Below are 13,210 nucleotides of genomic sequence, written 5' to 3'. Positions count from 1 at the left end.
GGCATACCACTATGCTGATACGCATGGATTTCGCGCAAGTGGTGGGGCAGAACGTGCAACGACTCCGTGCGGCGGCCGGGATATCGCTGGCCGACCTCGCGGCGGCCAGCGGCATCAGCAAGACCACGTTGCACGGGATCGAGCTGGGCCAGGGCAACCCGACCCTCAGCACCCTGTGGTCCCTGGCCACCGCGCTGAAGGCCTCCCTCGGCGAGCTCCTGGACGCCCCCGCCACGACGGTCGAGGTGGTGCGCGCCGATGATCCCCGTCCGCAGGTCCAGGGCGACGCGGTGAGCGCGCGCCTCCTCCACCGCATCAGCCTGCGCGGCACCGTGGAGGTCTACGACATCGCCATCGGCCGAGGCACCCAGCACTCCGACGCGCACCTGCCCGGCGTCGAGGAATGCCTCGTGCTCACCAGCGGACGCGCCACCCTCGGACCCGACGACTCCCTCACCGACCTGGCCGAAGGCGACTCCATCCGGTTCGACGCCGCCCGTCCGCACCAGTACCGGGGACACGGCGCCCACAACCGCGCCGTCCTTCTCATGGTGCATCCCGACAGCTGACCGAGCGTTTTTTGGCTACCTGAACTCCTGGCGCTCCGGGACGTCCGAGTACTACGGCAACCCTCCGGTCGAGGGCGTCAGCCTCTGCTCGTGCCGGGAGCCGTGGGGTGTTGGGTGGTGATGCGGCGGAGCAGGCGCGGGGTGCCGGCGGGGTAGGGCTGGCGGGTGTGGAGCAGCGTGCGGTTGTCGGCGATGACGATGTCGCCGGGCTGCCAGTGATGGGTGTAGAGGTGGCGCGGGTCGTAGAGGCTCGCGTGGAGGTCGGCCATGATCTGGTCGGCGTCGTGTCCGTCCGGCACGGACGGCAGGGTGACGCGGGGCGGGTTGACGATGGTGATGCCGGGCGGGACGGGTTCGCTGTAGCGCAGCGTGTCGTATCCGTGGTGGGGATGCCGGACGACCAAGGGGATGTCCCGCCTCTGCGTCCTGCCGTAGAAGGGGCGCTCGTAGTGGAAGGTGAGGCCGTTCCACAGTGCGCGGGTTTCCGGGGTGGCGTCGGCCAGGACCTCGGTGGTGTCGCAGAACAGGGTGGCGCCGCCGAGGGCGGGGTCGACGGCCTGGACGCAGTGGAAGATCTGCAGGTCGGGGGTGTGGTCGTCGGAGTAGATGCCGTCCCAGTGCAGGGGCATGAAGCCGGTCTCGAACAGGTGGTCGTCGGGGTCGGGTTGGGCCTGGACGTCGAAGCTGGGCCGGTCGGACCACAGGATGGGGTCGCCGAGCCGGTATCCGAACGCCTCGAACTCCTCGACGTCGAGGTCGGGGGAGAGGCCGCGCAGGACGAGAAGGTGTTCGGCGGCGACCAGGTCGAGGACCGTCCGCGGTTCCAGGCCGGTGAGTGCGGCGCGGGGGCCGGCGAGCAGGCGCAGGCCGAACGGGTCCTGGCGTTCGGTCGTCCAGCCGGCGGGGGTGGGCGCTTGCGCGGTCATGGGTGGCTGCCTTCGAGCGGGTGGGGGTGGGCGATGAAGTCGCGGAAGCGTGCGGCGATGTCGATGTCGAAGGCGTCCTGGACGGTTGCGGCGGCCAGGTGGCACAGCAGGCCGCGTTCGATGGGTTTGACGCGCAGGCGGGTCAGCAGCCCGTAGGTGTAGTTGAGCAGCAGGCGGTAGCGCTGGTAGTCGACGGTGTCGCGGAACCGCTGCATGTGCCGGTCGGCGGCCAGCTCGCTGAGCAGGGGAGTCGGGACGATCGGGGTGGTGGGGCGCGGGAGGTCGCGGTCGTTGATCGGCAGGTGGCCGGCGCGTAGGAGTTCGGTGGCGCGGTCCTTGTAGTCGCGCAGCAGCGCGGCCCAGTCCCGGATCAGCGGGTCAGGGGTGGTGCAGGGGTCGTCGAGGGTGGTCAGCACGGTGTGCAGCCGGGCGGCCAGGACGTGTTTGTTGGCGGTGTAGCGGGTGGCGTATTCGCGGGCGCGGACGGCCGGGTCGGGGCTGTTGGCGATGAAGGCCAGGGAGTGGGAGTAGAACGAGGCGGCGCTGCGCTGGATCGGTGGGAAGCCGATGTGGCTGGTGGTCCACATCAGGTCCAGGGCGGTGGCGAAGCGGTCGATCCGTCCGGCGCGTACTTCGTCTTGGATCCGCCACACCAGGTCGGTGGCGTCGGCGTGGAAGTCGGCGTGGAGGTGGCTGCTTTCGAGGGTGCCGAAGATGTGCAGGCGGGGGTCGTGGGGCTGGAAGGTGATGGTGTTGTCGTCGATGTAGGGGGTCAGCGGCCCGTTCTCGTGCTCCAGGCGGGCCAGCAGGGCGTGCTCGCGCAGGGCTCGGGGGTCCAGGACGGCGGTGGAGGGGTGTTCGGCCAGGTGGGCGCCGATGCGGGTGGCGATCTCGGGTTGGATGTGCTCGGTCCAGGCGTCGGGGTGGCAGCGGACGTTGACGCGCAGGTGCGGTCCCTGGCGCCAGTGCGGGAGGACGTAGGCGGCGTCGATGTGCTCGCTCAGCGCGCGCAGGGTGGGCCGGACGGCGTCCAGGGACACATCGTCGTGGCTGGTGTCGTAGTAGTAGATCTGGGCGCTGTGCCAGGTCGCGTTCATCGGGCTCCCTTCATGGCGCGGTCTTCAGGCGACGGGCGGCCGGACGGCCGGACAGTCGGGTGGTCGGGCGGCCAGGCGGTCGGATGGTCGGGTGGTCGGACGGCCAGATCGGTCAGGGCGGATCTGGCCAGGGCGGTGATGTGGTGTTCCTGGCGCGGGCTGATGCCGAGCCGGTTGGCGGCCAGGTGCGCGAGCCGGGCGTAGACGATCGGCAGCGGGCCGGGCGCGATGGCCGCGGCCGGGTGGCGCCGGGCGTGCTCGGGGAGCGCGGGCCGGTAGAGGTCCGGCCTGCTCAAGGTGGTGTGCAGGGTGCGGAGCGAGGCGGCCCATGCGGCCGGCGCGCCGCCGTCCGGCACAGGCCCGGCCGGGTCGTGGCGGGTGAGATGCCAGCAACGCTCGGCTTGCCGGCGCAGCGCGGGCCGGGCCCGGTAATCCTCGTCGTCTGCGAGCGGGTACCGCGTGGGAATGTGCAGGTCCGGGGCCGCCGTGCAGACGGCGGTGACGTGCAGGGCGAAGGCCAGACCGGCGCGGACGGCGATCGGGGCGCCGGCGGCGACGGTCGCGAGCATCGTCCGGCTACAGCGACAGAAATGCTCCTCGACGGCGGCCAGCGCCGCGCCATGGCCGTACCAGTCGTGCTCGGGCCGGTACGGCAGGAACTCCACTTGACCGCGCGTGCGCACGTGCGGGTCGTAGTCGTTGGTGCGGTGTTCGGCGGCGGCGAGCCGGGCCGCTGCCGCGGCATACTCCCGCACGCTTCGCGCGTCGGGCCGACCGGCATCCAGGGCGGATGCCAGTTCCGTCAGGCGGGCGCGCAGGTCGGCTTCCAGTTCCGGTGCGGCGGGTCGCAGACGGAGCCGCAGGTGCGGGCCGCCTTCCCAATAGCGCAGATAGAACGCCTGCTCGACGGTTCCTTCGTCGCGCAGCCGCCGCAGCAGGGGAGCGACCGTGTCGGTCAGGACCACGTCCAGATCGCTCCAGCAGAACAGGTGCGCGCTGATCCAGGGGCCGGGCGGGTCAGCCATAGGTCAGCTCCGGCCCGTTGACCTCGACCACCAGCTCGGTCGTCCGGAAGGCGCGGTCGCCGGACTTCGGCGAGCCGTGGGCGGGGTCGGGCAGCGCCTCGTGGATGACCACCCGCGCGTCCGGCCGGCTCAGCTCCCGCTCGACGGTGCCCAGCAGCAGCGGGCTGGCCAGATCCAGATACAGCGGCTTGCGTTCCTTGCCGGCCCGGCTCTGCTTTGGTCGCCGGCTCTGCTCGCTCAGGATGCGGATGAAGCAGCGTTCGGGGATCGCGTGGGCGGCGAAGAGTTCGGCCCAGCGCAGCATCAGATGCGCATCCGACTCGCCCGTCCCGCGGGATGGTAGGTCACGCGCGCGCATCCACCACGCCGCCCGGGCCAGAGTCAGGCTCCCCAGCTGGGCGCGGGGCGTGTGCCGGACGCCTTGGTGCGCCCACGGGTCATCGTCCTCACCGAGCAGCCACGTCGGCCGGTACGGTGCGGTGAAGTCGCCGAACAACCGGACCAGCGTGCGCAACGCGGGCGGCAGGAAGCCGTCGCCGACGCCGCCCAGATGCACCGGGCGCACCTGCCGGTCGTGCCGCCGGGAGTACAGAACCGGCGGCCCGCCCGCCTCCCACGTGACCACCAGGTCGGCCAGCGGGATCAGCTGCTCGGCGGGACGGCGCGACCGCGTGTAGGGGTAGTCGATGGCGAACGCGGCAGCCGGACGGCGGCGGTTGAGGCCGCTGCCGAACAGGCCGTCCACCTCGGCCACCAGCACCTCACCTCGGTACCGGCTTTCACGCCGGTACCGGCCCCCGTCGCCGTCTCCCTCTCCGCCGCCGTCGCCGTGTCCGTTCACACTCTCGCCGCTGGTGGCCGCGTCGGCGAGCGCTTGGGCTCGGCTGCGGCCACGGCCGTATCCGGTGGCGATCCCGTTCAGCACCGCGCCGGTCGGCGTCCGCTGAACGAAGCAGGACAGCGACGCGGGCGCCGCGATCCAGGACGGCCACGTCCGCGTCATCGCCTCCCACTGCTCGACCCGGGAACCGGTGCCGCCGACCGGCCCGCCCTGAACCGGCGAGGTGACGGCCGATCGGCCGTACAGCAGGTTGCGGGCGTTGCTGCGCAGGAGCGTCAACACGCGCAGGTCGCCCATCGCACCGCCGATGGCCGGGGAGGCGGAATCATTGCCGGAGCCCTCGGCCGAATCACTGCCGGAGCCCTCGGCCGGATCACTGCCGGAGTCCTCGGCCGACTCCAGCACCCCGGCGGCGCACAGCAGGCGGTAGAAGCTCAGGTAGGGCAGGCTGCCGCTGCCGCCGAGCGCCTGGACCGTCCAGGCGGAGACGGCCAGCCGCAGCGGCAGGGACGCCTCGGCCAGGGCCGCCCACGGCCGCAGCGCGTTCAGGTCGCCCCAGACCGGCCGCCAGGACTCTTCGTCGCAGGCCGGCGGCGGCCCGGTCAGGATCGAATCGTGCCGGACCAGCTCACGCCGCGGCCGTGCGGGCGCGTCCTCGTCCAGTTCCAGCAGTCGGCGGACGCGTTCGGCGGCCCGCCGGGCTTCCTGGCACGTGGCCCCTCGGCGCAGCGTGTCGTCCAGGTCGCCGGCGACCTCGCGTAGCTGGGCGGGAGCCTGCGGCCAGCTCCGGATGGCACTCCATGGAGCGATGTCCTGATCGGCGAACGGCAGGCGCTGCTCCAACAGCCCGAGCCCGACCAGCGCGGTGACGAAACGGTGCAACTCACCACGCGGCGGCCCCTTGCCGGACGCGGCGGCGAGCAGCTCGCACAACTCATCCGCCGACACGCCGGGATGAGAACGGGCCGCCGTCAGGCAGGCGTCCACCATCGGCGTCAGACGCAGCTCATGCACCGGCTCACCGGCAGCCGCCCCCAGGAACACCACGGCCTCAGGCGTGACCACCGCACTGGTGTTGAGCCGCAGCGGCAGCCGCGACCCCGGATCGTCCCGTCCCGCCAGCGCCCACGCGCACGTTTGGGTGAACCCGTCGTCGGCCTGGACGATCGAGACGGGCGCCCATGACGGCGTCACCGCCGCGTCCGCCCAGCAGCCCAGCCCCCAGGCGGTGAACGCGGTGAACGGACTGGTCTTGGCCGCCACCCGGGACAGATACCGCGCCAGGCGAAGCACCACCTTGCGTTCGGGCATCACCCCCGGGGCCGAGACCAGCCATTTCTCCAGCTCACCGGCCAGCGCCGGACTGGCATGCCACAGGCCGTGCCGCGCCGCGTCCTCGGCCATCCAGTCCCGCAACGCCTGCGCACAGCCGCCGATCTCGGCCGCCAGCAGCGTCGGCAGCCGCTCGACCTCACCGGCCAGCCGCTCCCGCTCGGCCTGCCAGGCCAGCAGATCCGCCGCCAACCCCCAGGGCAGAGCCGCGCCCAGCCGCGCCGGGGCGATCCGCCCACGCAACGGCCGCCCACCGAACACCGCCCGCCGCAACGCCACCAGCAACCCGCGCCGCTCGCCCGCCTCGATCCCGCCGATGTGCTCTTCCAGGACGTCCACCAGCCGCTGCGTCTCACGCCGCCATGCCGCCCGCCGCTCACGCAACCGCCCGATCCGCCGCCAGGTCCGCTCGGCGCGCAACCCCTCCAGCGACCGCACCGGCAGGCCCGCCACCCGCACACCGACGTCCGGATGAACCCACCAGGACGCGACTTCTCCCACGGGCACCGGCGCCGACGCCGAGCCGGACGGGTCCGCACCGCCTCCTCGATCTCCCTGTGCCACGCTTCCGCTCCGTCCACTGGGCTGCGGGAACCCGCACCGTCCCGCACGGACGGACGGGCTCCCTCGCTCCGGCGGCGGACCATCCCGCCGCCGAAGTCGTCACACCATGTAGCTGCCGTAGGTGTAATAGGAGGACGCCAGCTCGTGGACGCCGTGGCCGGTGGTGAAGCTGCCGTAGTCGGCGTCCTCGCCGGTCTCCAGCGTCTCCACGTCCAGCGCGAGCTCTTCGTCGATGTGCTGCATCTCTGTCTCCTTCTGTGTCGGGGAACGTTCCAGTCAAGAACGTCCCAGCAGTGTGCGTGTGCTTACATCCCTGCCCCATCCATCGATCCACACCGCGTCAACCAGGCAAAACGCAGGGAGATATCTTGACGCCGGCGATCACGGGAGACCGGCGAACCGACTCCGCCGCCGGACGCCGAGGCGTGCCGGGCGGAGCCGGTCATCCGGCTCCTCTGGGCGCGCCGCCGGTCGCGTAGCGGCCCATGCCCGAAACCTCTGTGGCCGCAGACCGTCCCCGGTTGTCGACCGCCGGCCTGTCCTCACCGAGCTGGCGGCCCGACGCTCCGACGTCACTGAGAGTGTTCAACGAAAGGAGCGCACCCGGGCCGCAAGGGGTGAAAAGGAGATGGCCGTTCCCTTGAGGGGCCGTTGCTGGAACGGCAACGCGGTTTGGGTAGGTCGACCTTGATCGCCAAGGATCGGCGGGAGGACGCATCGGGGAGGTGGACGGTGAAGGTCGAGCACCGGATGGTGGCGACGGAGGCCGGGCGGGTCCATGTGGTGGAGCAGGGCAGCGGGCCGCTGGTGCTGCTCGTGCACGGGTTCCCCGAGTCGTGGTACTCCTGGCGGCGGCAGCTCCCGGCGCTGGCGGAGGCGGGCTACCGGGCCGTGGCGCTGGACGTGCGGGGATACGGGCGTTCGTCCAAGCCGCAGGACGTCGCCGCCTACCGGATGCTCGACCTGGTCGCCGACAACGTCGCCGTGGTGCGCGAGCTGGGCGCGGATTCGGCGGTCGTCATCGGCCACGACTGGGGCGCCACGATCGCGGCGCACTCCGCGCTGCTGGCGCCCGAGGTCTTCCGGGCCGTCGGCCTGCTCAGCGTCCCCTACACCCCGCCGGGCGGCCCCCGGCCGAGCGAGGTGTTCGCCGGCATGGGCGGCGACCAGGAGTTCTACGTCTCCTACTTCCAGGAGCCCGGACGGGCCGAGGCCGAGATCGAACCCGACGTCCGCGGCTGGCTCGCCGGCTTCTACCGCGCCCTGTCGGCCGACACGATGCCCCGCCCCGACGAACCCGACCCCCACTTCGTCACCAAGGACGGCGGCACACTCCGCGAACGCTTCCCGACCGGTCCGCTGCCGTCCTGGCTGTCACCGCAGGACCTCGACTTCTACGCCTCCGAGTTCGAACGCACGGGCCTGACCGGCGGCCTCAACCGCTACCGCAACATGGACCGCGACTGGGAAGACCTCACCCCCTACGCCGGAGCACCGATCACCCAGCCGTCGCTGTTCCTGGGCGGCACCAGCGACGCCTCCACGATGTGGCTGGCCGACGCCATCGAGGCCTACCCGCAGACCCTCCCCGGCCTCACCGCAAGCCACCTGCTGGACGGCTGCGGCCACTGGATCCAGCAAGAACGCCCCGACGAGGTCAACCGCCTGCTGACCGAGTTCCTCACCAAATCCTGACCACCCACCGACCTCGCCGGAAGAACCGCTCGCCCCAGCCATAGGCCGGTCGCCGGATCTCCCACCTTGTAGAGGCTGTTGAGCGGCTCAGCGGCCGCATTGTCGAAGGATCTCCCTCGCCGCCGGGCGGACGCGCAGCGTCGCCGACACCGCCCCGCGACCAGATCGCCGTTTCCAGCGCGTCCAGTGCCGACTCGGTGCCCAGGTGATCGGCGACCTGCCGGCCGACGATCGCCCGGGCGGGAGCGTCACACGGCGGCGACGGCGTCGATCTCGACGAGGAACCCGGGTCCCAGGCCGGCCACGACGTGCACGGTGATGGCCGGCGGTGGGTCGGCCCGGTTCCACACCTCCTGGAAGGCGGCCACACCCTCGTCGAAGGTGTGCCCCTCGACCACGGCGATACGCCAGTGCACGATGTTCGCCAGGCTCGCGCCCTCGCTTTCCAGGATGGTCGCGAGGTTGCGGAACGCCTGCCTGGCCTGTTCGCCGACGGTGGGGCCGACGACCTCGCCGTCGGCGCCGACGCCGTTCTGTCCGCCGATGTAGATCGTCTTGGCCGGCTGCTCGACCACGACGGCCTGGCTGAAGGCCGGGCTGCGATGAAGTCCCTCGGGGTTGAGATGCCGCGTGCCCATGTGTCGTCTCCTCCGGTGAAGAAACCAGTAAAAGTGGTTTCGCTGAGACACCAGTTATAGTGGTTTCATGCGAGCGAGGACAACCGGGCGGACGCTGCACGACCCGAAGGGGGGATCGTTCCGGTTCGATGCCGGCGCCCTCTGCCTGGATTTCGCCCACACCGGGGGCGAGGGCCGGTATGCGGTGTTCGAGACCCTCCACGAGCCGACCGACCTGGCTGAATGGCTGGCGCAGCCGCCACTGACCGCCGTCATGACGGTCCCGGTGACCGCCCGCGAACTGACGGCGGCCAAGACCCTGCGCCAGGCGATCTGGGACGCGGCACAGGCCCGGGCGGCGCGGCGGCCCCTCCCGGCCGAGGCGGTCGCGGACCTCAACCGCGCTGCGACGGCGGCGCCGCTGATCCCCGAACTCGCCTTCGACGGCACGACCGCGGGGTGGAGCCGGCCCGTGCGGGCGACGCAGGCGCTGTCGACGCTGGCGCGGGAGATGATCGAGCTGCTGTCCGGACCGCTCGGCGACCGCATCCGCCAATGCGCGGGCGACAACTGCCCGCTGGTGTTCGTCGACACCTCCCGTCCCGGCGCCCGCCGGTGGTGCGCGATGGAACGTTGCGGCAACCGCCACAAGCTCCGGGCGCTGCGCGCCCGGCGCGCCACCGACCCATGACGGTGCAGCCGGCGTTCCGTGGCAGGTGGAACGACCGGCCGCCCCGTGCGGCTCGTCCAGCCTGACGGGACCACCTGCGCCGTCCGGCGAGTGATGGCCGAGTGGCAGCCGCCGGACGCCCCACCGCCGAGTTGCAGGCCAAGTCGTGGCACCTGTGCCTGGCACTGGCCAGCCTCGGCCGCCACGCGCGCCTCGGCGAGCAGGCCTCCGCGGCCCTGACCGCCGAGCACGACCCGCACGCCCGGCGCCGTCCCACCAGCTCGCGACGGAGTTCCTCGTGACGGCCGGATGAAGGCGAGGGGGGCGTCGGGGCGGGCGAGCATCGCGCGGGTGCGGCGGCCACGACGAAGGGAATGAGGCGCGACTCGGAGCGCCGACCAACAAGCCCGTACTCGCGCAGGAGGGAGCCGCAGGGACGTTGGACGGACGTGACCGTCGGGGTGAAAACGACCATTCCAGGGACTGCTGGCATCGCCGGTGCGGTCGGGCAAGCAGCTGTGACCCGTCGAGCCCCGGAGCATGGCGGCGGGGCCGTTCGGGGCGCTGGTTCGGCGGTGGACCGGTCACTGGTCAGGGGGACGGGTGTGCGTGTCCTCCCCGGCGGGACTCCCAGTCGCGCGAGGTGTGCGCCAGCCGGGCGGCCAGCCGGTCGGCCGTGATCGCGATCGCCTCGTGCAGCGAAGTCGCCGTGGCGTGCGCGTGGATCGGGCGGCCGTTGACGTCCGCGCGCAGCGACACTTCAGCCTGACCGGACGGGTCGTGCGCCGGTGCCACCGTCAGCGACGTCCGGACGAACAGGACCGGCTCGTGAGCGTGGGCCAGCACTCGCGAGAACACTTCGCGGGCCCGCCGCACATCACCCTCCTCGACTCGGCCCGACAGCGTGAAGGCCATCGGCGAGGCCGCGGTGTCGTCTGCGGCGGGCTCGGCGGGCTCGGCGGGAGTCGCGTTCTGGCGTGGCATGCGTCCTCCTGGACGGGCGTGGAACGGCGGTGGCCGGGCGGAATTCGCTGGCATGCCGCTCCGTTCGGATGCATCTCCACCATGGCCCCGTGGCCACTCCAGCCCCAGAGACCTTCGTCCCGGACGGCAGGTCGTTCGCCCTTCGCGCAGCGGCGGACGTCATGGGGCCGAGGGTCAGGTCACGTCCGGGGTACGCAGCAGCAGGACGGCGAGGTCGTCGTGGCCGTCGCCGGGCTGGTGGTCGACCAGAGCCCGGCACAGGTCGGGCAGGGACCGGTCGGCGTGCGCGGCGGCGGTGGCGGCCAGGGCTGCGAAGCCCTCTTCGATCGGGTGTCGCCGGTGCTCCACCAGCCCGTCGGTGAACATCACCACGGTGGCGCCGGCGGGCAGGAGGCACGTGTGGTCGGGACGCGGCAAGGCGGTCTCGACTCCGAGCGGCACGCCGGGTTCGGCATCCAGGTAGCGGGCCTTCCCCTCGGGCGAGACCAGGAGCGGGGGCGGATGCCCGGCGTTGCTCCAGTGCAGTCGCCACCGGAGTTCCCTGCTGTCCGGTTCTTCCGCCCGCCCGGTGGACGGAGGGTCCGTGACCGGTTCGATCCGTGCGAGGCAGGCCGTCGTGACGGGGTTGTCAGTGATGGCGTGCAGGGTGTGGTCCAGCTGGGTCAGCACGGAACTGGGCGGGGTGCCGCGGTCGTACAGCAGGGCGCGCAGCATGTTCCGCGTCTGGGCCATCGCCGCCGCGGCGGTGAGGTCATGGCCCACCACGTCGCCGATCACCGCGGCGCAGGATCTGTCGGGCAACAGCAATGCGTCATACCAGTCCCCGCCCACCAGGCCGCGCTCGTCGGCCGCGGCGGGCCGGTACACCGCGGCGGCGGTGAACGGCGCGAGATCGGGCAGCCGGGGCAGCAGCAACCGCTGGAACCGTTCGGCGCCCGCCCGCACCTGCTGGTACAGCCGGGCGTTCTCCACCGTGACGCCGGCGGCGCCCGCCAGCGCGAGCACCACCGCCTCATCGTCGTCGTCGAAGGGCCGCCCGTCCCGGCGGTCGGCCAGGTACAGGTTCCCGTAGATGCGTCCCCGCACGCTGATCGCCACTCCCAGGAGCGTCCGCATCGGGGGATGACCCGGGGGGAACCCGACGGAACGGGGGTGGCGGCCGATCTCCGAGACGCGGAGCGGTTCGGGACGCCGGATCAGTTCTCCGAGCAGTCCGCGGCCGTGCGGCAGGTCCACTCCGGCCAGCGCCGAGATCTCCGCCTCGTCCAGGCCGACCGGGATGAACTCGGACAGCCCGTCGCCGTGCTCGTCCAGGACGCCCATCGCGCCGTAGCGGGCGTCGACCAGCTCCATCGCGGTGGTCACGATCTGGCGCAGCGCCACGGGGAGTTCGAGCTCGCCGCTGATCGCCATGACCGCCGACAGCAGGCCCTCCATCCGCTGCTGGGCGCGTCCGAGCAGCCGCAGCTGCCCGGCTATGTGCTCCAGGTCCCCGCCGTCGGACAGCCTGGGAAGGCGCACCGGTTCCCGCGGCTGATCATTTTGCATGTCGCCCCCGTATCGGCGCCGCCGCCCTCGTCGTCGGCGTGTCGATCGTCTCCGGTGGAGGCTGCTCACTCTAGAGCAGCCGATCAGCCCGATGCCGTGCGCCGCCGCGCGAGGACGCCCTGGGCGTCGGTCCGGCGCGCGGGCCGGGCGTCCGCCCACGGCGGCGGATGCGGTGATCCGTTGCGGTGATCCGTTGAGCTGGCGCCTTGCCACCTGGACGTTGGGCTGTCACGTCCGGGACGTTCAGCCCTACGGACGCCCGCCGCGACACCGTTGGCTGGAGGCGGTGGATCACAGAGCCGTGCCCTGACCAGGGCGGGCCTTGAAGGTGGGAGCGAAAGTGGACGAGCGGCAGAAGACCCGCGGTGTGGTGGTCGGGTACGACGGTTCCGCGCAGAGCGAGATCGCGGTGCGGTGGGCTGCGGCCGAGGCGCGGCTGCGCGGGGTGCCGCTGACGGTGTGCCACGCTTCGGAGGCCTATCTCGCCAACGCCCCGCTCGGGGTGCCGCTCGCCGACCTGGAACGGGCCGCGCAGGACGTGCTGGCGGTGGGGGCGGAACTCGCCCGCAGGGAGGCGCGGGACGTGCACACCGTGCTGGGGCACGGCGCCGCGGCGTCCGTGCTGAAGGACGCGGCGGCGGAGGCGGAGCTCGTGGTCGTCGGCACGCGCGGCCACGGCGGCTTCGCCGAGCTGGTGCTGGGTTCCACGGCGGCGGCGCTGGCCGCGCACTCGCCCTGCCCCGTCGTGGTCACCCGGGAGGCCGCCGACCAGGACGGTCAGGGCCCCGTCGTGGCCGGGGTGGACGGGTCACCGTCCTCACTGGAGGCGCTGGGCCTGGGGTTCGCCGAGGCGTGCCTGCGTGGTACGGAGCTGAGGGTGGTGCTGGCCTGGCCGGCGGGAATCGAGGTCGATGCGCCGCTGGTGGGCGCGGAGGGGCTGCGCGAACTGGCGGCCGAACGGCTCGCCCGGCTCGTCGCGCCGCTGCGGCGGGACCACCCCGAGGTGAAGGTGAAGACGGAGGTGGTGACCGGGTCCCCGCGCGAGGTCCTGCTGGACGCGGCGGCGGACGCCGGGCTCCTGGTCGTCGGGACGCGCGGGCTCGGAGGCTTCCGCGGGCTGGTCATGGGATCGGTCAGTCACGCCCTGCTGCACCACGCGCCCTGCCCCGTCGCCGTGACCCCGCCCACCGCGACGCGCACCGGCACGAGCGAGAGCCGGGCGGGGAAGTAGCGCGGGCCGGCCCGGCCGCGCATGCCCGCGCATGCCCGCGCCGACGAACGGGGTCTCCAGATCCACGCCGTCCCGGTCGGGCAGGTCGCCCCGGGCGTTGAGCATGAACAG

The 13,210-nt window shown here is 72.5% G+C and carries 13 protein-coding genes; 5 read left to right on the top strand and 8 right to left on the bottom strand.

Annotated features, from left to right (window positions below; all coding sequences use genetic code 11):
- Positions 1-23: 23 nt before the first annotated feature.
- Entirely contained in the window at positions 24-569 is a 546-nt protein-coding gene (locus ACFPCY_RS41880; protein WP_378265265.1) for a helix-turn-helix domain-containing protein, read from the top strand.
- A gap of 77 nt (positions 570-646) precedes the next feature.
- Here the strand turns inward: ACFPCY_RS41880 and ACFPCY_RS41875 are convergent, their stop codons facing one another.
- The 5 genes from ACFPCY_RS41875 to ACFPCY_RS41855 form a co-directional block, all read right to left on the bottom strand.
- On the bottom strand, positions 647-1,495 hold the full coding sequence (locus ACFPCY_RS41875; protein ID WP_378265263.1) for a TauD/TfdA dioxygenase family protein: 849 nt from the start codon (positions 1,493-1,495) through the stop codon (positions 647-649).
- Entirely contained in the window at positions 1,492-2,592 is a 1,101-nt protein-coding gene (locus tag ACFPCY_RS41870) for a thiopeptide maturation pyridine synthase (protein WP_378265260.1), read from the bottom strand. Before ACFPCY_RS41870 ends, ACFPCY_RS41875 begins: the two co-directional genes overlap by 4 nt.
- The gene (locus tag ACFPCY_RS41865; protein WP_378265258.1) at positions 2,589-3,617 is read right to left on the bottom strand and encodes a lantibiotic dehydratase C-terminal domain-containing protein; all 1,029 of its coding nucleotides are present in this window, start codon (positions 3,615-3,617) and stop codon (positions 2,589-2,591) included. The genes ACFPCY_RS41870 and ACFPCY_RS41865 overlap by 4 nt, the downstream gene beginning before the upstream one ends.
- Complete coding sequence (locus ACFPCY_RS41860; RefSeq protein ID WP_378265256.1) at positions 3,610-6,354, bottom strand: lantibiotic dehydratase; 2,745 nt, start codon at positions 6,352-6,354, stop codon at positions 3,610-3,612. The genes ACFPCY_RS41865 and ACFPCY_RS41860 overlap by 8 nt, the downstream gene beginning before the upstream one ends.
- 99 nt (positions 6,355-6,453) lie before the next feature.
- Positions 6,454-6,597: a hypothetical protein gene (locus tag ACFPCY_RS41855; protein ID WP_378265254.1), complete on the bottom strand. Its 144-nt coding sequence runs from the start codon at positions 6,595-6,597 to the stop codon at positions 6,454-6,456.
- 489 nt (positions 6,598-7,086) lie between these two features.
- Here ACFPCY_RS41855 and ACFPCY_RS41850 point away from each other — a divergent pair, with 489 nt between their 5' ends.
- Complete coding sequence (locus ACFPCY_RS41850) at positions 7,087-8,049, top strand: alpha/beta fold hydrolase (protein WP_378265252.1); 963 nt, start codon at positions 7,087-7,089, stop codon at positions 8,047-8,049.
- Between the two features lie 248 nt (positions 8,050-8,297).
- On the opposite strand, the gene ACFPCY_RS41845 is transcribed toward ACFPCY_RS41850, so the two are convergent.
- Positions 8,298-8,687, bottom strand: coding sequence for a RidA family protein (locus tag ACFPCY_RS41845; RefSeq protein WP_378265250.1), 390 nt, complete (start codon positions 8,685-8,687; stop codon positions 8,298-8,300).
- Between the two features lie 67 nt (positions 8,688-8,754).
- On the opposite strand from ACFPCY_RS41845, the gene ACFPCY_RS41840 reads away from it, so the two are divergent.
- Together ACFPCY_RS41840 and ACFPCY_RS41835 are read left to right on the top strand one after the other, a co-directional pair.
- Positions 8,755-9,357 (top strand): CGNR zinc finger domain-containing protein, encoded by a 603-nt coding sequence (locus ACFPCY_RS41840; protein ID WP_378265248.1) that lies wholly within the window; start codon positions 8,755-8,757, stop codon positions 9,355-9,357.
- 101 nt (positions 9,358-9,458) lie between these two features.
- On the top strand, positions 9,459-9,638 hold the full coding sequence (locus ACFPCY_RS41835) for a hypothetical protein (RefSeq protein ID WP_378265246.1): 180 nt from the start codon (positions 9,459-9,461) through the stop codon (positions 9,636-9,638).
- A 289-nt stretch (positions 9,639-9,927) separates the two neighbouring features.
- Here the strand turns inward: ACFPCY_RS41835 and ACFPCY_RS41830 are convergent, their stop codons facing one another.
- Complete coding sequence (locus ACFPCY_RS41830; RefSeq protein ID WP_378265244.1) at positions 9,928-10,320, bottom strand: hypothetical protein; 393 nt, start codon at positions 10,318-10,320, stop codon at positions 9,928-9,930.
- A 174-nt stretch (positions 10,321-10,494) separates the two neighbouring features.
- Entirely contained in the window at positions 10,495-11,841 is a 1,347-nt protein-coding gene (locus ACFPCY_RS41825; protein ID WP_378265242.1) for a SpoIIE family protein phosphatase, read from the bottom strand.
- 367 nt (positions 11,842-12,208) lie between these two features.
- Here ACFPCY_RS41825 and ACFPCY_RS41820 point away from each other — a divergent pair, with 367 nt between their 5' ends.
- Positions 12,209-13,099 (top strand): universal stress protein, encoded by an 891-nt coding sequence (locus ACFPCY_RS41820; protein WP_378265240.1) that lies wholly within the window; start codon positions 12,209-12,211, stop codon positions 13,097-13,099.
- Positions 13,100-13,210: the final 111 nt, after the last annotated feature.

The organism is Actinomadura gamaensis (genome assembly GCF_042652125.1).
In the GTDB taxonomy this organism is placed as follows: domain Bacteria; phylum Actinomycetota; class Actinomycetes; order Streptosporangiales; family Streptosporangiaceae; genus Spirillospora; species Spirillospora gamaensis.
Note: the sequence above shows the minus strand (reverse complement) of the source record. Positions and strands in the feature narration are given on the sequence as shown.